Origin of the sequence: Kitasatospora sp. NPDC001527 (assembly GCF_040298605.1) — a bacterium.
Classification (GTDB): Bacteria; Actinomycetota; Actinomycetes; order Streptomycetales; family Streptomycetaceae; genus Kitasatospora.
On the sequence record NZ_JBEPAM010000013.1, the window covers coordinates 105,800 to 123,436 of the forward strand.

Genomic DNA, 17,637 nt, shown 5'->3' on the forward strand with positions numbered 1-17,637 from the left:
GGGAATGGAGTACCCGCATGAAGGCCGTCCAGTACCGCACGATCGGCGCCGCCCCCGAGGTGGTCACCGTCCCGACCCCCGAGCCCGGCCCCGGGCAGGTCCTGCTGAAGGTCACCGCCGCCGGGGTCTGCCACTCCGACATCGCCGTGATGAGCATGCCCGCCGAGCGGCTGGGATTCCCGCTGCCGCTCACCCTCGGGCACGAGGGCGTCGGCACCGTGGCCGCGCTCGGCGCCGGGGTGAGCGGCCTGAGCGAGGGCGAGGCCGTCGCCGTCTACGGCCCGTGGGGCTGCGGACGCTGCCTCACCTGCGCGCAGGGCAAGGAGAACTACTGCCTGCGCGCGGCCGAGCTCGGCATCCGTCCGCCCGGCCTCGGCGCGCCCGGCGCGATGGCCGAGTACCTGCTCGTCGACGACCCGCGCCACCTGGTGCCGCTGGGCGGCCTCGACCCGGTGCGGGCCGTGCCGCTGACCGACGCGGGGCTGACGCCCTACCACGCGATCAAGCGCTCGCTGGGCAAGCTGCTGCCCGGCAGCACCGCCGTGGTGATCGGCACCGGCGGGCTCGGCCACGTCGCGATCCAGCTGCTGCGCGCGATGACCGCCGCCCGGGTGGTCGCGCTGGACGTGACGGAGGAGAAGCTCGCCCTGGCCCGCGCCGTCGGCGCGCACGAGACGGTGCTCTCCGACGCCGCGGCCGCCGCGACGGTGCGCGAACTCACCGGCGGGGTCGGCGCCCAGGTGGTGCTGGACTTCGTCGGCGCCCCGCCGACCACGGCCGCCGCCGGCGCGATGGCGGCCGTCGAGGGCGACGTGACCATCGTCGGCATCGGCGGCGGCACCCTGCCCGTGGGCTTCGGCAGCCTCCCGTACGAGGTCTCGGTGGCCTCGCCCTACTGGGGCACCCGCGACGAGCTGATCGAGGTGCTTGACCTCGCCCGCGCCGGGACCCTGGACGTGCACGTGGAGACCTACGGCATCGACGACGCGCCGCTGGCCTACGAGCGCCTGCACGCGGGCCTCGTCAACGGCCGGGCCGTCATCCTGCCGCACGGCTGACCGCCCGCGCCCCGGCGCCGCGCCGACGGGACCGCTCCCCGGCGCGGCGCCGCCGCCGCGCGGTCCGCCGCCGAGGGCTGGCGGATGACCTGTGCGTGCCTGTCCGCGGCGTCCTCCGCCGACCCGGCGGCCAAGCGGTTCGTCGACGACTACACCGCGCTCGCCCACCAGCCCCCGGGCACCTACTCCCCGGAGAGCTACGACGCCGCCAACGCCCTCATCCAGGTGATGGCGTCGCTCGGCGCCGACGTCGGCCGCCAGAAGGTCGTCGAAGGCCTGCGCACCGTGGACCACCAGGGGCTCACCAAGGAGATCAGGTTCCAGCCCGACGGCGAGGTCACCGAGAAGGGTGTCTACGTCTACGAGGTCAGGGACGGCCGGATCGCCGCGCTCGGCACGGTCGACAGGCTGATCGCCGAGTGACCCGCGCCGTCCCATGTGCCTCACCGACCACTTCTGGCAGTTCCTGGTCCGGGAGGGCGAGGTGGTCACCCTGCTGGGCGCCAACGGGGCCGGGAAGACCACCGCCCTGCATGCGGTGTCGGGCCTGTTGCGGCCCCGCGGCGGCGAGATCCGCTTCCGGGGCGTCCGGGTGGACGGCGTCCCGCCGCACGAGGTGGCCGGCCTCGGGATCGGGCACGCGCCCGAGGGGCGGCGGGTGTTCCCGGCGATGACCGTCCGGGAGAACCTCGACATGGGCGCCTACCGCTTCCGCCGCACCCCGCGGGCGGAGCTCGACCGGGTCTTCGCCCTGTTCCCGGTGCTGGCCGAGCGCCGCGCCCAGGAGGCCGGCACGCTGTCCGGCGGCGAGCAGCAGATGCTCGCGATCGGACGCGCGCCGATGGGGCGGCCCACCCTGCTGCTGGACGAGCCGTCGATGGGGCTGGCCCCGCTGGTCGTCGCGCAGATCTTCGACATCGTGCGGGAGATCAACGCCCAGGGGACGACCGTGCTGCTGGTCGAGCAGAACGCCGCCCAGGCGCTCAGGCTCGCCGACCGCGGCTACGTGCTGGAGACCGGGTCGATCGTGATGAGCGCCCCGGCGGCCGAGCTGCTGGACGATCCGCGGGTGCGGGCCGCCCATCTCGGCGAGGCGGCGCGCTGAGCACCCGCGGCGCGGGTGACCGGTTCGGGCGCCGGGCCGGGGCCGGGCAGCGGTCCCGGGTGCGGGCGCGGCTCCGGGCGGGGCGCGGGCGGGGGCGGCGGATCGGGCTGCAGCGGCGGCGGGCCGGGCGGCACCGGGTCCGGCCCGCCGGGGCCGGGCACCGGACCGGGCAGTGGACCGGGGCCCGGGGCCGGTCCCGGGCCGGGCGGCGGGGTGGGGCTGGGCGGTACGGGGTCGTTCGGCGGTGTTCCCACGGCGGGGTCGCTCCTTCCCGGGTCCACGGCTGCGTTCCCGCACGCGGCTACCCCGTTCCGCACCGTCCACGCCCGGGCCCGGACCGGCGCCACCGCGCGGCGCCGGGCAGGTCGCGGACCGCCGCGTGGTGGAGCGTGGTGAGCATCGCGGCGACGGCGGCGGTCACCGGGGTGCCGTGGGTGGGGCGCTCGGCCCAGCGCCAGTCGCCGTCCGGGTTGACCTCCAGGAAGACCGGGGTGCCCGCGCTGAGCAGGAAGTCGAAGGCGCCGTAGCGCAGGTTCATCGCGGCCAGGACGCGGGTCGCGGCGGCGGCCTCCGGCGGGCCCGCGTCGAGTTCCCGGCCGTTCGCGAGCACGCGGAGCGGCCCGAGAATCCCGAATCCAACCGTCATCTCACGCCAACTTGATGACGAAGGAACGCCCTTCCACCTCGGCGTCCGAAACGGCGTCCAGCCGCTGTTTGACGGAATTGAGGACGGCCACCTCGTCCTCGGTGAGCCGGGACAGCACGTCCCGCTGCTCCAGGGTCAGCAGGTCGACCGGATTGCCCGCCTGCCGGAGGGCGTCGAGGGCGTCGAATGTCATGGTCCCCTCCTTCTCGGACACCCGGTCATCATCACCGCCGCCCGGGGGCCCGTCCATGAGACTTATGGGCCAGGCACCGCCCTCGGCCGGCGGCGGGGGGACGGACGCCGTGAGAATCAGCGCGAGCAGTCCGGCCTGCAGTCTTGACCGGAGTCCCAGTTTCGCCAGAATGGCGGTGACGAACCGTTTGACGGTGCGTTCGCTGATATGGAGTTCGCAGGCTATCGACCTGTTGTCGTATCCGAGGCCCAGCAGGTGCAGCACGGCCCGTTCGCGCGGTGTCAGCGCCCCGGTCAGCGGCAGCGAGGCCGCCGCCGGCAGCGGCGACACCCCTGACGCACGGGGCGTCCCGCACGCCGGACACACCGGATCCCCACCATCCATCGACAGGATCCCCCCTCCGACGGCACATCACTGCGGTGCCCTCATGCTGACGCCCGCACCGGAGCCCGGCAAGAGGGCGGGCGGCCCGGAGAACGCGCACCGCACCGGCCCGTCGTCGGCCCCCGGCGCTACCGTGTCCCGCATGTCATCACTGATCACCGCCATCACCGAGCACGACGAGGCCGCCCGGTTCCTGGCGTGGCCGGGCGACTTCGACCTGGACTGCGGGGAGCACGTCGAGGAGGTCCACCTCGCGTCGGGGGCGGCGCTGGAGGGGTTCGCCGGGGACGGCGCCGGGGGCAGCTTCTTCTTCTGCGGCGACGGCGGCGAGGAACGCCCGGTCCTGTACGCCGACTCCGAGGGCCAGGCGGCGCTGCTCGCCGTCGGGCTGCCGGAGCTGCTGCGGCTGCTGCTGGTCGTGCCGTGGTGGCGGGACTGCCCCACGTTCTCCGAGGAGGAGAGCGAGCGGGCGCGTGCCCGGCACCTGGAGGACATGCCCGACCTGACGGCCGGGCGGGACCGGGCGGCCGCCGCACTCGGCCTGGAACTGCCCACCGAGGCCGAGGCCCTGGCGCGGCTGCGCGAGGTCGTCACGGGCGCCGGCGAGGCGTTCACGCTGATCTTCACCCCGGACTCGCTGCCCTACGAGCCGCTCTTCGAGGTCTGACGGCCGGCCGCCGCCGTCACGGCCCCGCGGGGGTGCCGGGGGCGGCGTCGGCCAGCGCGTCCAGGACGGGGCGGAGGAGCGGGTGCCCGTCGGCACCGGCCCGGACGGCGGCGAAGACGCGGCGGGTGGCGAGCGCGCTGTCGACGGGGCGGACGGCGACCCGGGCCAGGTCGACGCCGAGCAGCGCCGAGCGCGGCACCAGCGCCACGCCCGCCCCGGCGGAGGCGAGGGCGACGACGGCGCGGAAGTCGTCCGAGGAGTGCACCAGGCGCGGCTGGAAGCCGGCGTGCTCGCAGGCCAGCAGCACCACGTCGTGGCAGGGGTTGCCCGGGTAGGGGCCGATCCACGGCTGGTCGGCGAGGTCGGCGACCGCGATCGGGCCCTCGCCGGCGGCCAGCGGGTGGTCGAGCGGCAGCACCGCCTCGAAGGGTTCCGCGTAGAGCGGGACGCGGGTCAGGCGGGCGTCGTCGGCGCGCGGGGCGCCGCGGTACTCGACGGCCATCGCGAGGTCGGCGCGCCCGTCCAGGACCATCGGCAGGCTGGCGTCGCCCTCGGCGTCGAGCACCTTGAGCCGCACGCCCGGCGCGCGCGCGGCCAGGAGGCCGATCGCGGGGGCGAGGACCAGCGAGATGCCGGTGGCGAAGGAGGCCACGGTGACCTCGCCCGACACGCCCGCGCTGTAGGCGGCGAGGTCGGCCTCGGCGCGTTCGAGCTGGGCGAGCACGGCGTCGGCGTGACCGAGCAGGATCTCCCCGGCGGCGGTGAGCCGCACGCCCCGGCCCTCGCGGGCCAGCAGGTGGTGGCCGGTCTCCTGCTCCAGCGCGGCCAGCTGTTGCGAGACGGCGGAGGGGGTGAGGTAGAGCGCGGCCGCCGCGGCGGTCACCGTCCGGTGGTCCGCCACCGCTCGCAGGGTCCGCAGCCGTCTCGCGTCGATCACAGCCCCAATTCTGCCAGCGCCGGTGCGGCCGGCGGGGCGGGGGTGACGAAACGGTGAAGAAGACGCGACCGGAGTAGGAAGTCGGCTCCGCCGACTTCCTGTTCCGGAGGCCGACCGCGGCGGCGGGGCGGGGCCTCGCGCAGGCCGGACTCCGGCATCTGCCGGTTCGCCCTCGCACTTTGCAAAGTGCGAACTTTGCAAAGCGAGTGAGCAGGTGAGGGGGGCAGATCCCCTGTGCGGCAGGGGCCAGGTGGCTCCACGGCGCCGCCGAGAGCTCTTTGCAAAGTATGCGAGCACTTTGCAAAGAGCTCGGCGGGCAGCGGGTGAGGCAGGAGAAGCGGGCACGGAAAACCGCGAACGGGAGTGGGAAGTCGGACGGGCCGACTTCCCACTCCCGTCGCGGGAGGGTGGGGCAGGTGGTCTTGGGTGCCGTGCGGTGGAGGCGGGCCGGTCCGGCCTCCACCGCACGGCGGCTGGCGAGCCCGTGGCGCGTCCGGTTCCGCGCGGACGCGCCACGGGCGATCGGGGGGCGGGCGGCTACTCGCCCAGGGCGGCGCGGGCGTCGACGAAGGCCGCCACCGCGCGCTCGACGTCCTCGGTGGTGTGCGCCGCGGAGAGCTGCACGCGGATCCGGGCCTTGCCGTGCGGCACGACCGGGTAGGAGAACCCGATCACGTAGACGCCGCGCTCCAGCAGCAGCTCGGCGAGGCGGCCGGCCTTGGCGGCGTCACCGATCATCACCGGGGCGATCGGGTGGTCGCCGGGCAGGATCTCGAAGCCCGCCTCGGTCATCTTCGAGCGGAACAGCGCCGTGTTGGCCGCCAGCCGCTCGCGCAGCTCGTTCGACTGCTCGACCAGGTCCAGCACCTTCAGCGAGGCGGCCGCGATCACCGGCGCGAGCGAGTTCGAGAACAGGTACGGCCGCGACCGCTGGCGCAGCAGCGCGACGATCTCGCGGCGCGCGGCCACGTAGCCGCCGGAGGCGCCGCCGAGCGCCTTGCCCAGCGTGCCGGTGATGATGTCCACGCGGTCCATCACGCCGTGCAGCTCGGGGGTGCCGCGCCCGTTCGCGCCGACGAAGCCGACGGCGTGCGAGTCGTCGACCATGACCATGGCGTTGTAGCGGTCGGCGAGGTCACAGATCTCGCGCAGCGGCGCGACGTAGCCGTCCATGGAGAAGACGCCGTCGGTGACGATCAGGCGGCGGCGGGCGTCCTGGCTCTCCTTGAGCTGCTGCTCGAGGTCGGCGAGGTCGCGGTTGGCGTAGCGGTGGCGGCGGGCCTTGCACAGGCGGATGCCGTCGATGATGCTCGCGTGGTTGAGGGCGTCGGAGATGACGGCGTCGCGCTCGTCGAGCAGGGTCTCGAAGACGCCGCCGTTGGCGTCGAAGCACGAGGAGTAGAGGATGGTGTCCTCCTGGCCGAGGAACGCGGAGAGGCGCTCCTCCAGCTCCTTGTGCACGTCCTGGGTGCCGCAGATGAAGCGGACGGACGCCATGCCGTAGCCCCAGCGGTCGAGGGCGTCCTTGGCGGCGGCGAGCACCTCGGGGTGGTCGGCGAGGCCGAGGTAGTTGTTGGCGCAGAAGTTGAGCACCTCGCCGGGGGTGCCGCCGGCGGTGACGGTGACGGCGGCGCTCTGCGGGGTGCCGATGACGCGCTCCGGCTTGAAGAGGCCGGCCTCGCGGATCTCCTCGATGGTGGCGGCGAGGTCGTCGCGCACGGTGTCGAACACAGCTGCTCCTAAGCGGGGTGGCAACGGGCGGGCGAGCGCGGGGCTCAGGCGGTCCAGTCGAGGATGATCTTGCCGCAGCGGCCGCTCGCCGCCTCGTCGAAGGCGGCCTCGAAGTCGGCGGCGGGGTAGCGGCCGGTGATCACGGGGCTGAGGTCGAGGCCGCCCTCCAGCAGCACGGACATCGCGTACCAGGTCTCGAACATCTCGCGGCCGTAGATGCCCTTGATGGTGAGCATGGAGGTGACCACGGAGGACCAGTCGATCGGGAACTGTTCGGCGGGCAGGCCGAGCATCGCGATCTTGCCGCCGTGGGTCATGTTGGCGATCATCGACTGGAGCGCCTCGGGGCGGCCGGACATCTCCAGGCCGACGTCGAAGCCCTCGCGCAGGCCGAGCTTCTGCTGGCCCTCCTCGATGGTGTGCTCGGAGACGTCGAGCGCCAGCGAGACGCCGACCTTGCGGGCGAGGTCGAGGCGGTAGGGCGAGACGTCGGTGATCATCACGTTGCGGGCGCCGGCGTGCTTGGCGACGGCGGCGGCCATGATGCCGATCGGCCCGGCGCCGGTGACCAGGACGTCCTCGCCGACCAGCGGGAAGGACAGCGCGGTGTGCACGGCGTTGCCGAAGGGGTCGAAGATCGCGGCGACGTCGAGGTCGACGGGCACCCGGTGGACCCAGACGTTGGAGGCGGGCAGGGCCACGTACTCGGCGAAGGCGCCGTCGCGGTTGACGCCGAGGCCCACGGTGTTGCGGCACAGGTGGCGGCGGCCGGCCAGGCAGTTGCGGCACTTGCCGCAGACCAGGTGGCCCTCGCCGCTGACCAGGTCGCCCACCGCGATGTCGGCGACGCCGGCGCCGATCTCGGCGACCTCGCCGACGAACTCGTGGCCGAGGACGAGCGGGGTCCTGATGGTCTGCTGGGCCCAGCCGTCCCACTTGCGGATGTGCAGGTCGGTGCCGCAGATGCCGGTGCGCAGCACCTTGATCAGGACCTCGCCGGGGCCGATCACCGGGGTGGGGACGTCCACGAGCCAGAGTCCGGGTTCGGCGTTCTGCTTGACGAGTGCCTTCACGGCGGTGGCTCCTGACGCACGGTGGGGGCGGCCTGGTGTGGGCAGGCCGACGGGGCCCGGTGGGTGGCGGCCCCGGGGGTCGACGGGTCCCGGCGGGGCCGGGGGCTGCGGGACCGCTTCCGGTGTCCGCATGCCGGGCAGGCAGAAATCTGCCTGGTGGGAGGGGGTGCGGTCCATCGAGGAATTCTTAAGGGCCGCGACAGCTCGGCTAAACGATCGTGCCCGAGCGGGCGTCGGGGGCCGTCGCGGCGTGCCGGTCGGCACTCCGACGGCGTAGCGCGCGGGGCGTGTCCGGGGCGCGCGGGGCGCTGCGCCGGTGGGCGCGAGCCCCGCGTCCGGGGGTCAGTCGCGGCGGGCGGCGACGGTGTGGGCGAGGGCGGTCGCGGCGGCGAGGAGGGCGGCGGCGAGTGCGAGCAGCAGGGCGGTGGAGGCGAGCAGGTCGGCGGCGCGGTGGTGGGCGGATAGCCGGGTGAGCAGCAGGTTGACCGGGGGCAGGCCCTTGGTGACGGTGAGCGCGAGCAGGAGGGCGAGGGCGAGCAGCAGCCCGTGGCCCGGGCGGCGGACCAGTGGCCGGGAGCTGAGCAGGCCGACGGCGGTGCCGGTGAGGGCGCAGGTGAGCTGGGCCTCGGTGCCGAGGAGCAGGTCGGCGGCGGTGGGGGTGTGGGTGCCGACGAGCAGCGGCAGGGCGAGGCCGAGGGCGGTGAGGGGCAGGCAGGCGAGGAGGGCGGTGAGGACGGTGCCGGTGAGCAGGCGTCGGTGGCTTCCGGTGGCGGCGGTGAGCAGGGCGCGGTGGGGCCGGTCCTCGATTCCGGTGAGGGCCATGGTGAGCCAGGTGGCGGCGAGCAGCATCGCGGCGGCGGCCGCGCCGTGGGCGGCGGTGAGCGGGCCGGTGTCGTTGCTGGTGAGGACGGTGACGAGGCCGGTGAACAGGAGCAGCGGGGCGAGGTGGCGTTGGGAGAGCAGGAGGGTGGTGAGCTGGTAGCGGACGAGGGCGGTCATCGGCTGGCGGTCCTCGGGGCGGGCGGGGCCGCGGGGGCGGGCGGCGGTGCGGGGCGGGTGACGGCGTGCACGGACCAGTGGTGGTTCAGGGCGGTGAGCAGGACGGCGTCGGCGTGCGTCCGGTCGACGCGCAGGTGGAGTTCGGGGCCGCGGCGGGTGAGGGCGAGGACGCCGGGCAGGGTCTGCCAGTCGGGGCCGGATGAGGGACCTTGGCCGGTTTCCCGGAGGACGATCTCGGCGGGTGGTGCCCCGGGGCCGGGGGCGGGGTCGGCGTGCCGGGTCAGCCGGCCGTCGGCGATCGCGCGGGTGGTGGTGGCGTGGGCGCCGGCGACGGCTTCGCGGTGGTCGGTGAAGACGACGGCGCCGCCGTCGGCGGCGGTCTCGGTGATGAGCTCGGCGAGGACGGCGTGCGCGGCGGCGTCGAGGCCGGACCAGGGTTCGTCGAGCACCAGCAGGTCGGGTGGGACGAGCAGGGCCTGGGCGAGCGCGATCTTCTGGGCGTTGCCCTTGGAGAGGGTGCGCAGGGCGGTGTCGGGGCCGCCGACGAGGGCGAGCCGGTCGAGGAGTTGTCCGGCGCGGTGGCGGGCGGTGGCGGTGGGCAGGCCGCGGATGCGGCCGAGGTGGGTGAGGTAGCCGGCGGCGGTGAGGCGCGGGTGGGCGGTGAAGCGGTCGGGGACGTAGCCGACGGCGGCCCGGCGGGTGGTGGCGGGGCCGGTGAGGCGGCCGGTGGTGGGGCGGGTGAGGCCGGCCAGGATGCGCAGCAGGGTGGATTTGCCGGAGCCGTTGGCGCCGAGGACGGCGAGGACGTCGCCGGGGGCGAGGGACAGGTCGACCTCGCGCAGGATCCAGGGTCCTCGTCCGTAGCGTTTGCCGACGGCTTCGCAGTGCAGCACTTCGGTGGTCCCCTCCCGTCGTCCCCGGCGGTGCGCACCTTACGCGGGTGCGGGTAGGGGGCGGGTAATGGGGCGGGGGCGGGTCATGGGGCGGGTACGGGCAATGGGGCGGGTACGGGCAATGGGCGGGCCGTGGCGGGCGGGGGTGTGCGGCGCGGGGGCGCGAGCGGGGTTGGGACGGGTGGCTGACGGGTGGGTCCGTTCGGTCCAGCGGGCGGCCGGTGGGCGCGCGGGGCCCGGCGGGGGCGCATACGGTGGCGATCGCTCCCCCTTTTCGGGCCCGTGGAGCGCTGCTCCGGGCCTGTCCGGCCCAGAGAGGCGCCCGAAGATGACGAACCGTGTGATGTGCCGAACCACCGCCGCCGCCGCCGGGCCTTCGACGGCCCGGCCGGCCCTGGCGCTGCTGCTGGCGCTGGCCGGGCTGCTGGCCTCGGCCGGCTGTTCGGGCGGTTCGCCGTCCGGGCCGGCGGCGGCCGGGGCGGTGACGGCCGAGCCGGCGGCGCTGAGCCCGACGGCCACCGTGAGCCCCTCCGCGTCGCCCAGCCCCTCCCCGACGGGGAGCCGCTCGCCAGGGGGGACCGCCACGCCGCTGAGCCCGTCGCCGACGACGTCCACTCCCCCGGCCGGCCCGGCGGACCCGACGGCGCTGCCGCTGACGCCGGACGTGACGGCGCGGCTGGACGCCGCGGTGGGCCGGGTGCTGACGCAGGCCTCGGTGCCGGGCGTGATCGTCAACGTGTCGACGCCGCAGGGCGAGTACCTGAAGGCGTTCGGGGTGTCCGAGCGGGTGCCGGGCACGGCGATGGTGACCGGCCTCAACATGCGGATCGGCAGCGAGACGAAGACGTTCACGGTCACCGGTGTGCTCCGGCTGGTGGACCAGGGCAAGGTGGGGCTGGACGATCCGGTCGGCAAGTACCTGACGGGCGTGCCGAACGGTGAGCTGATCACGCTGCGGCAGCTGGCGAGCATGCGCAGCGGCCTGTTCTCGTACACCCAGGACGAGGACTTCGTGCGGGCGCTGCAGGCGGATCCGCAGCGCGCGTTCACGCCGGACCAGCTGGTCGGCTACGCGTTCCGGCATCCGGTGAACTTCGCGCCGGGCGCGGAGTTCGAGTACTCCAACACCAACACGGTGCTGCTGGGTCAGGTGATCGAGAAGGTCTCCGGGCGCACGCTCGGGGAGTTCCTGAAAAAGGAGGTGTTCGAGCCGGCGGATCTGGGCCGCACGGTGTTCCCGACGGACAACGCGTTCCCGCAGCCGCACGCGCGCGGCTACACCAACCAGACGGCGGACGGGACGATCCAGGACGCCACGGACTGGAACCCGTCCTGGGGCTGGGCGGCGGGGGCGGCGATCTCGGACCAGGGGGACATGAAGAAGTGGGCGAAGGCGCTGGCCACCGGGTCGTTGCTGAAGCCGGAGACGCAGGCGCAGCGCCTGGCGCAGCAGCCCTCGCAGGTGCCGGGCAGCTGGTACGGGCTGGGGGTGTTCAACAACCACGGGTGGATCGGGCACAACGGTTCGCTGCCGGGTTACCAGTCGGTGGTGGTGTACCTGCCGTCGGCGCGGGCGTCGTTGGTGGTGCTGCTGAACACGGATGTGGAGTACCGGGGTTCGGCGCCGTCGACGCTGTTCGCGAAGGCGATCACGGAGGTGGTCTCTCCGGGGAACGTCTACGACCTGCCGGCCGCGCCGGCGGAGGGGGACGAGCCGCCGGCCTCGCCGGCGCAGACGCCGCCGGGTCAGTCGCCGGGTCAGGCGGCGGAGCAGGCGGCCGAGCAGGCGGCCGAGCGGTCGGAGGCCTGAGGGCACGCGTCGGGGCGCTCGGCCGCGCCGGGGCGGCCGGCGGCCCGGCGCGGCGTCAGGTGCCGAGCACCCGGGCCAGGTCGTAGGAGACCGGCTCCTCCAGCTGCGCGTAGGTGCAGCTCCCGGGCGTGCGGTCGGGCCGCCAGCGGCGGAACTGGGCGGTGTGCCGGAAGCGGGTGCCCTCCATGTGGTCGTAGGCGACCTCGACGACGCGTTCGGGGCGCAGCGGCACCCAGGAGAGGTCCTTGCCGCCGGTCCAGCGGCTGGTGGCGCCGGGCAGCCGGGCGTCGGCGTGGGCGGCCTCGTCGGCCCAGGCGCCCCAGGGGTGGGCGGCGAGGTCGGTGGTGCGCAGCGGGGCGAGTTCCTCGGCGAGTTCGCGGCGGCGGGCCATGGAGAAGGCGGCGCAGACGCCGACGTGCTGGAGGCGTCCTTCGGTGTCGTGCAGGCCGAGCAGGAGGGAGCCGACGACGGGGCCGCTCTTGTGTTCGCGGTAGCCGGCGACGACGCAGTCGGCGGTGCGTTCGTGCTTGATCTTGTACATGGCGCGTTCGCCGGGGCGGTAGGGCTGGTCGAGGGGTTTGGCGACGATGCCGTCGAGGCCGGCGCCCTCGTACTGGGCGAACCAGGACTGCGCGAGGTCGCGGTCGGTGGTGGTGGGGGCGGTGAAGACGGGGTCGGCGGCGCCGGCGAGGGCGGTTTCCAGGGCGCGGCGGCGGGCGTCGAGGGGCTGGTCGAGGAGGGGTTCGTCGCCGAGGGCGAGCAGGTCGAAGGCGACGTAGGAGGCGGGGGTGCGTTCGGCGAGGAGGGCGACGCGGCTGGCGGCGGGGTGGATGCGTTCGAGGAGTTCCTCGAAGCGCAGCCGGCCGTCGCGGGCGATGACGATCTCGCCGTCGAGGACGCAGCGGTCAGGGGTCTCGCGGCGCAGGGCCTCGACGAGTTCGGGGAAGTAGCGGGTAAGGGGTTTGCCGGTGCGGCTGCCGAGTTCGACCTCGTCGCCGTCGCGGAAGACGATGGTGCGGAAGCCGTCCCATTTGGCCTCGTACTGCATGCCGGGCGGGATCTTCGCGACGGACTTGGCGAGCATCGGGGCGAGGGGTGGCATGACGGGCAGGTCCATGGGACCGATCGTCGCGCCGAACGCTCCGGGGCGCGCGGCGGGCGGGGCGCCCTTAGCGTGGGGGCATGGGCTCTGCCGTGGAACTGGATGTCGCCGGGCGCAGCGTGCGGTTGTCGAACCCGGACAAGGTGTACTACCCGGAGCGCGGGTTCACGAAGCTGGACGTCGCGGAGTACTACCTGGCGGTGGCGCAGGGGGTGCTGCGCGGGTTGCGGGACCGGCCGACGACGCTGCAGCGGTTCCCGGACGGGGTGGAGGGCGAGTTCTTCTACCAGAAGCGGGCGCCGAAGGGCCTGCCGGAGTGGCTGCCGACGGCGCGGATCGCCTTCCCGTCCGGCCGCTCGGCGGACGAGATCTGTCCGACGGAGCCGGCGGCGGTGCTGTGGGCGGCGAACCTGGGGTGTCTGACCTTCCACCCGTGGCCGGTGCGGCGTTCCGACACCGATCACGTGGACGAGCTGCGGATCGATCTGGATCCGCAGCCGGGGACGGACTTCGGGGACGCGGTGCGGGTGGCGCACGAGCTGCGGGCGGTGCTGGAGGAGCAGGGGTTGCGGGGGTGGCCGAAGACGTCGGGCGGGCGGGGGCTGCACGTGTACGTGCCGCTGGTGGCGCGGTGGTCGTTCACGGACGGGCGGCACGCGGTGATCGCGCTGGGCCGGGAGCTGGAGCGGCGGCTGCCGGGGCGGGTGACGACGGCGTGGTGGAAGGAGGAGCGCGGGGAGCGGATCTTCGTCGACTACAACCAGATGGCGCGGGACCGGACGATCGCCTCGGCGTACTCGCTGCGGGCGCGGCCGCGGGCGACGGCGTCGGCGCCGTTGCGCTGGGAGGAGCTGGACGACGTGCTGCCGGAGGACTTCGACCTGCGGACGCTGCCGGTCCGGTTCGCGGAGCTGGGTGATGTGCACGCGGGGATGGAGGAGGAGCGGTTCGGGCTGGAGGGGCTGCTGGAGCTGTACGAGCGGCAGGTCGCGGAGGGGGCGCACGGGGAGCTGCCGTATCCGCCGGACCATCCGAAGGCGGCGGGCGAGCCGACCCGGGTGCAGCCGAGCCGGGCGCGCAGGAAGTCCTGAGCCGGGCGTGGAGTGATCCCGTAGGCTGGGCGGCCACGAAGATCACGGAGGGGCGGTCGGGGCAGTGGGTGCACGGGGGTTGCGGGAGATCCTGGCGGACGCGGCGGGCGGGGTGTTCCCGCCGGCGGACGGGTCGGTGACGGTGGTGGCGCAGCCATCGCCGCGCGAGGCGGGGGTGGTGGCGTTCTCCGCGCACGCGGTGGTGTTCACGGACGAGGATCCGGCGTGGGTGCGTGCGGAGCTGGCGGCGGTGGACGGCGATCCGCTGGCGGCGCCGCTGTGTCCGCCGTTCCTGGGCGCGTTCGCGGCGCGGACGGGGCGGGTGAACGGCAACATCGACCTCTTGACGGTGGCGGACCGGCTGCCGGGGGCGCCGGCGCTGGCGGTGCGGGCGGTCGAGGACCGGGAGCACCCGCGGGTGGTGCGGGCGCTGCGCTACCGCGAGGACGTGCGGGTGTTCGAGGCGGACGGCGGGCGCGGGGTGCTGGTGCTGGGCCGCGGGGTGGCGGGGCGCTGGGAGTGCGCGGTGGAGGTGGACGAGGCGGCGCGCGGGCGCGGGCTGGGGCGGGCGCTGGCGCTGGCGGCCCGGCATCTGCTGCCGGAGGGCGAGCGGCTGTGGTCGCAGCAGGCGCCGGGGAACGCGACGAGCGTGCGGGCCTTCCAGGCGGCGGGCTACCGGCCGGTGGGGGCGGAGACGCTGCTGGTGGTCTCGTGAACGCGTCGGCGGCCGTGCCCGAGGAGGTGCGGGAGCGGCTGGTGGTCCGGTTCGGGCCGGGGGCTCGGGCGTGGTGCGCGCAGGTGCCGGGGCAGGTGGCCGCGCTGGCCGACCGCTGGGGCCTGGCGGTGCGGGCGGCCGGCGGGGGCGGCACGTCGCGGGTGTTCCGCTGCGAGCGGCTCGCCGACGGCGCGGTGGTGTGGCTGAAGCTGACGCCGGACGCGGAGGTGGCCCGGCAGGAGGCGGTGGCGCTGGGCGCGTGGCGGGGCGTGCCGTCGGTGGTGCGGCTGCTGGAGGCGGACGCCGGGGCGGGTGCGCTGCTGCTCGCGGACGTCGCGCCGGGGGCGTCGCTGCGCGAGCGCGGGTGGCGGCCGCGGGAGGTGGCGGGGCTGCTGGGTGCGCTGCGTTCGGTGCCGGTGGCGGGGTTGGCGCTGCCGCCGCTGGCGGAGCGGCTGGAGTTCCTGTTCGAGCTGACCGGCCGCCGCGCCCCGGGGGTGCCGACGGCCGGTGCGCGGGCGCTGGCCCGGGAGCTGACCGGGGACGGCGCCCCGGTGGCGCTGGTGCACGGCGATCTGCACCCGGCGAACGTGCTGCTCGGGCCGGACGGTCCGGTGGCGATCGACCCGCGCGCGTGCCTGGGCGACCCGGATTTCGACCTGGTCGACTGGGCGCTGGACGGTGTGACCGACGGGGCGGCGCTGGCGGCGCGGATCGGCGGGCTGGCGGCGCTGGTCCCGGGCGCGGACGCCGACCGGGTGCTGGCCTGGTGCCGGGCGACGGCGGTGGTGATCGCCGCCCCGCGGCTGGCCGCCGGCCGCCGGGACGCGGGGACCCTGTTCCTGCGGGAGCTGGCGGGTCTCTGAGATCCGCCCTACCGCGCGGCCAGGGCGCCCGCGAAGGTGGCGAGCGCGCAGGCCAGCAGGGCGGCCGTGGCCACGCCGAGGGCCACCCGCCTGCGCTGCGAGCGGTCCCGGTGGCGCAGCAGTCCCTGGACGGCGACGAACCCGGCGACGGGGAAGGCCGCGAGGGCGAGCAGGAGGAGGCTCAGCCAGTACAGCACTCCTCCGGTGCCGGCGAGGCGGCATGCGCCGTCGGCGGCGCAGGAGACCGGGACGGGCCGGTGGGTGTCGATCCGCCAGTCGGTCCGGGCGTGCTCGTTCGCCGGGCCGCCGTCGTCGGGAACGAAGGTGCCGCGGCAGTCGCCGGTCGGGCCGAGCGCGGGCCGGTCGGCGTTGACCCGCAGGCACCGCTCGGCGACCAGGACGCCGCGGGTCCCGGTGAGTCCGGTGGCATAGGCGAGCCCCTGGCCGGCGTGGGCCGCGCCCCGGCCGCCGACGGCCAGGAGCGCGAGCACCGCCGCGAGCGGGAGCAGCGCGGCGGCCGCGCGGAGCCGCCCGGCGGTTCCGGTCACGGCCGGTCGGGCGCGTCCGCCGGGGCGGTGGCGGCGATGATCCTCACCGCGTCGGCGATCTGATCGTCCGTCAGATCGCCCCGGGCGGTCAGCCGCAGGCGCGAGACGCCGTCGGGGACGGACGGGGGGCGGAAGCAGCCGACGGCGAGGCCGGCCCGGCGGCAGTCGGCGGCCCAGGCGACGGCGGCCTCGGGGCCGGGGGCGCGTACCGAGACGACGGCGGCGTCGGGGGCGGAGGCGGGCAGGCCGGCGGCGGTGAGGCGGGCGGCGAGGGCGCGGGCGACCTCGCGGGCGCGCTCGGCGCGGTGGGGTTCGGCGCGCAGCAGGCGCAGCGCGCCGAGGGCGGCGCCGGCGGCGGCGGGGGCGAGGCCGGTGTCGAAGATGAAGGTGCGGGCGGTCTCGGTGAGGTGGCGGATGACGCGCCGGGGGCCGAGGACGGCGCCGCCCTGGGAGCCGAGGGACTTGGAGAGGGTGACGGTGGTGACGACGTCGGGCGCGCCGGCGAGTCCGGCGGCGGCGGTGGCGCCGCTTCCGCCGGGGCCGAGGACGCCGAGGCCGTGGGCGTCGTCGACGAGCAGGGCGGCGCCGAACCTCCGGGCGGCGGCGGCGAGTTCGGCGAGCGGGGCGGCGTTGCCGTCGACCGAGAAGACGGAGTCGCTGACCACCAGGGCGCGGCGGTGGGTGCGTTCGGCGAGGATGCCGGCGACGGCGCCCGGGTCGCTGTGCGGGGCGCGGTGGACGTCGGCGCGGGCCAGCCGGCAGCCGTCGATGAGCGAGGCGTGGTTGTAGGCGTCGGAGACGATCAGGGTGTCGGGGTCGGTGAGCGCGGTGAGCGCGGCGAGGTTGGCGGTGTAGCCGGAGGAGAACACGAGCGCGGCCTCGGCGCCGCAGAAGGCGGCGAGTTCCTCCTCCAGTTCGGTGTGCAGCGCGGTGGTGCCGGTGACCAGCCGCGAGCCGGTGGCGCCGGCGCCCCAGCGCAGCGCGGCGTCGGCGGCGGCGCGGGTGACGGCGGGGTGGCGGGTGAGGCCCAGGTAGTCGTTGCCCGCGAGGTCGAGGACGGGGTCGTCGGCGGGCCGGCCGCGCAGCGTGCGGGTGAGCCCGGCGCGGGCCCGCTGCCCGGCGCTCTCGTCGAGCCAGTCGAAGACGGCTGCGGGATCGGTGGCGGGATCGGCGGCGGCGATGTCGCCGGCCTCGGGCGCCTCGAACGCGGTGCGGTTGACCATGCCCGGCACTCTGGCACGCCCCGCCCGGCCCGGGCAATGTGCGCCGGGGCACACCGCCGAACGAGGAGACCCCTTGAAGAAACTCTCATTCTGCATTGAATTCATTCCTTGTTCATTTTCCAGGTCGCCGTCTTCCGATTCCCGTAAAGACGGCCGATCGTTCGCGCTCGGGGGAACCGCATCACGTAGTGGAGATCGGGGTGGATCAGATCGAGGAGGACTACTACCGCGCCACACGGAATCACGAGACCGAGCTGGCCGGCACCGGGCAGAACACGGTGCTCGACTTCGGGGCAGGGGTCGACGGCTGGCTCCAGCCCTTCAGCTCCCTGCTGCTATTGCTGCGGTGCGACAACGGCCGGCCGACGGGGCCGGGGAGGGTCTACCGGCAGATCTACGTTTCTGGCGGCGGCGATAGCGGCCTGCCCGAGCGGGAGCGCACACAGCTCTTCGCCGACATCGCCCGCCGCACCGCCGCACCGCCGCCGAGATCGTCCGCCAGCAGGGGTGCCCCGACGTGCGGATCGCCGAGCGGGCGCCCGTGGTGGCGGGGTAGCTTTGCCGGGGGTGACGGCGAGCAGGCAAGATAGCCGGGTGAC

At 75.3% G+C, this 17,637-nt stretch carries 18 protein-coding genes and 1 pseudogene; 9 read left to right on the forward strand and 10 right to left on the reverse strand.

Features of this window, described 5'->3' with window-relative positions:
• The first annotated feature begins 17 nt into the window (after window positions 1-17).
• The 3 genes and pseudogenes from ABT238_RS16030 to ABT238_RS16040 all read left to right on the forward strand — a co-directional run bounded on the left by ABT238_RS16030 (window position 18) and on the right by ABT238_RS16040 (window position 2,163).
• Window positions 18-1,058: an NAD(P)-dependent alcohol dehydrogenase gene (locus ABT238_RS16030; RefSeq protein ID WP_350566184.1), complete on the forward strand. Its 1,041-nt coding sequence runs from the start codon at window positions 18-20 to the stop codon at window positions 1,056-1,058.
• A 69-nt stretch (window positions 1,059-1,127) separates the two neighbouring features.
• Window positions 1,128-1,481: pseudogene (locus ABT238_RS16035) on the forward strand (ABC transporter substrate-binding protein); the annotation flags it as partial.
• 13 nt (window positions 1,482-1,494) lie between these two features.
• Window positions 1,495-2,163 carry an ABC transporter ATP-binding protein gene (locus ABT238_RS16040; RefSeq protein ID WP_350758907.1) on the forward strand — a complete coding sequence of 223 codons (669 nt, stop codon included), beginning with the start codon at window positions 1,495-1,497 and terminating at the stop codon, window positions 2,161-2,163.
• Between the two features lie 301 nt (window positions 2,164-2,464).
• On the opposite strand, the gene ABT238_RS16045 is transcribed toward ABT238_RS16040, so the two are convergent.
• Both ABT238_RS16045 and ABT238_RS16050 read right to left on the reverse strand, forming a co-directional pair.
• On the reverse strand, window positions 2,465-2,809 hold the full coding sequence (locus ABT238_RS16045; RefSeq protein WP_350758912.1) for a hypothetical protein: 345 nt from the start codon (window positions 2,807-2,809) through the stop codon (window positions 2,465-2,467).
• A 1-nt stretch (window position 2,810) separates the two neighbouring features.
• A complete protein-coding gene (locus ABT238_RS16050) occupies window positions 2,811-3,332 on the reverse strand; it encodes a helix-turn-helix domain-containing protein (RefSeq protein WP_350758916.1) in 522 nt (173 codons plus the stop codon).
• A gap of 196 nt (window positions 3,333-3,528) precedes the next feature.
• Between ABT238_RS16050 and ABT238_RS16055 the strand changes: the two genes are divergently transcribed.
• The gene (locus tag ABT238_RS16055; RefSeq protein ID WP_350758923.1) at window positions 3,529-4,053 is read left to right on the forward strand and encodes a hypothetical protein; all 525 of its coding nucleotides are present in this window, start codon (window positions 3,529-3,531) and stop codon (window positions 4,051-4,053) included.
• 16 nt (window positions 4,054-4,069) lie between these two features.
• On the opposite strand, the gene ABT238_RS16060 is transcribed toward ABT238_RS16055, so the two are convergent.
• The 5 genes from ABT238_RS16060 to ABT238_RS16080 form a co-directional block, all read right to left on the reverse strand.
• A complete protein-coding gene (locus ABT238_RS16060; RefSeq protein WP_350566174.1) occupies window positions 4,070-4,990 on the reverse strand; it encodes a LysR family transcriptional regulator in 921 nt (306 codons plus the stop codon).
• A gap of 537 nt (window positions 4,991-5,527) precedes the next feature.
• The gene (locus ABT238_RS16065; protein WP_350758931.1) at window positions 5,528-6,721 is read right to left on the reverse strand and encodes a glycine C-acetyltransferase; all 1,194 of its coding nucleotides are present in this window, start codon (window positions 6,719-6,721) and stop codon (window positions 5,528-5,530) included.
• A 44-nt stretch (window positions 6,722-6,765) separates the two neighbouring features.
• The gene (gene tdh, locus ABT238_RS16070; RefSeq protein WP_350566170.1) at window positions 6,766-7,794 is read right to left on the reverse strand and encodes an L-threonine 3-dehydrogenase; all 1,029 of its coding nucleotides are present in this window, start codon (window positions 7,792-7,794) and stop codon (window positions 6,766-6,768) included.
• A 342-nt stretch (window positions 7,795-8,136) separates the two neighbouring features.
• A complete protein-coding gene (locus ABT238_RS16075) occupies window positions 8,137-8,793 on the reverse strand; it encodes a hypothetical protein (RefSeq protein ID WP_350758938.1) in 657 nt (218 codons plus the stop codon).
• Entirely contained in the window at window positions 8,790-9,683 is an 894-nt protein-coding gene (locus ABT238_RS16080) for an ATP-binding cassette domain-containing protein (RefSeq protein WP_350759624.1), read from the reverse strand. Before ABT238_RS16080 ends, ABT238_RS16075 begins: the two co-directional genes overlap by 4 nt.
• 331 nt (window positions 9,684-10,014) lie before the next feature.
• Between ABT238_RS16080 and ABT238_RS16085 the strand changes: the two genes are divergently transcribed.
• Entirely contained in the window at window positions 10,015-11,496 is a 1,482-nt protein-coding gene (locus tag ABT238_RS16085; protein WP_350758942.1) for a serine hydrolase domain-containing protein, read from the forward strand.
• Between the two features lie 55 nt (window positions 11,497-11,551).
• Here the strand turns inward: ABT238_RS16085 and ABT238_RS16090 are convergent, their stop codons facing one another.
• Window positions 11,552-12,613 (reverse strand): ATP-dependent DNA ligase, encoded by a 1,062-nt coding sequence (locus ABT238_RS16090; protein ID WP_350566164.1) that lies wholly within the window; start codon window positions 12,611-12,613, stop codon window positions 11,552-11,554.
• A 77-nt stretch (window positions 12,614-12,690) separates the two neighbouring features.
• Between ABT238_RS16090 and ligD the strand changes: the two genes are divergently transcribed.
• The 3 genes from ligD to ABT238_RS16105 all read left to right on the forward strand — a co-directional run bounded on the left by ligD (window position 12,691) and on the right by ABT238_RS16105 (window position 15,267).
• On the forward strand, window positions 12,691-13,689 hold the full coding sequence (ligD, locus tag ABT238_RS16095) for a non-homologous end-joining DNA ligase (RefSeq protein WP_502884267.1): 999 nt from the start codon (window positions 12,691-12,693) through the stop codon (window positions 13,687-13,689).
• Window positions 13,690-13,768: 79 nt separating this feature from the next.
• On the forward strand, window positions 13,769-14,404 hold the full coding sequence (locus ABT238_RS16100) for a GNAT family N-acetyltransferase (RefSeq protein ID WP_350566161.1): 636 nt from the start codon (window positions 13,769-13,771) through the stop codon (window positions 14,402-14,404).
• Window positions 14,401-15,267: an aminoglycoside phosphotransferase family protein gene (locus ABT238_RS16105; protein ID WP_350758965.1), complete on the forward strand. Its 867-nt coding sequence runs from the start codon at window positions 14,401-14,403 to the stop codon at window positions 15,265-15,267. The genes ABT238_RS16100 and ABT238_RS16105 overlap by 4 nt, the downstream gene beginning before the upstream one ends.
• Window positions 15,268-15,275: 8 nt before the next feature.
• Here ABT238_RS16105 and ABT238_RS16110 read toward each other — a convergent pair whose 3' ends face one another.
• Together ABT238_RS16110 and ABT238_RS16115 are read right to left on the reverse strand one after the other, a co-directional pair.
• A complete protein-coding gene (locus ABT238_RS16110; protein ID WP_350758970.1) occupies window positions 15,276-15,815 on the reverse strand; it encodes a hypothetical protein in 540 nt (179 codons plus the stop codon).
• Window positions 15,812-17,038 carry an 8-amino-7-oxononanoate synthase gene (locus ABT238_RS16115; protein ID WP_350758976.1) on the reverse strand — a complete coding sequence of 409 codons (1,227 nt, stop codon included), beginning with the start codon at window positions 17,036-17,038 and terminating at the stop codon, window positions 15,812-15,814. The genes ABT238_RS16110 and ABT238_RS16115 overlap by 4 nt, the downstream gene beginning before the upstream one ends.
• A 200-nt stretch (window positions 17,039-17,238) precedes the next feature.
• On the opposite strand from ABT238_RS16115, the gene ABT238_RS16120 reads away from it, so the two are divergent.
• The gene (locus ABT238_RS16120; RefSeq protein ID WP_350758985.1) at window positions 17,239-17,628 is read left to right on the forward strand and encodes a hypothetical protein; all 390 of its coding nucleotides are present in this window, start codon (window positions 17,239-17,241) and stop codon (window positions 17,626-17,628) included.
• The last annotated feature ends 9 nt before the right edge of the window (window positions 17,629-17,637 follow it).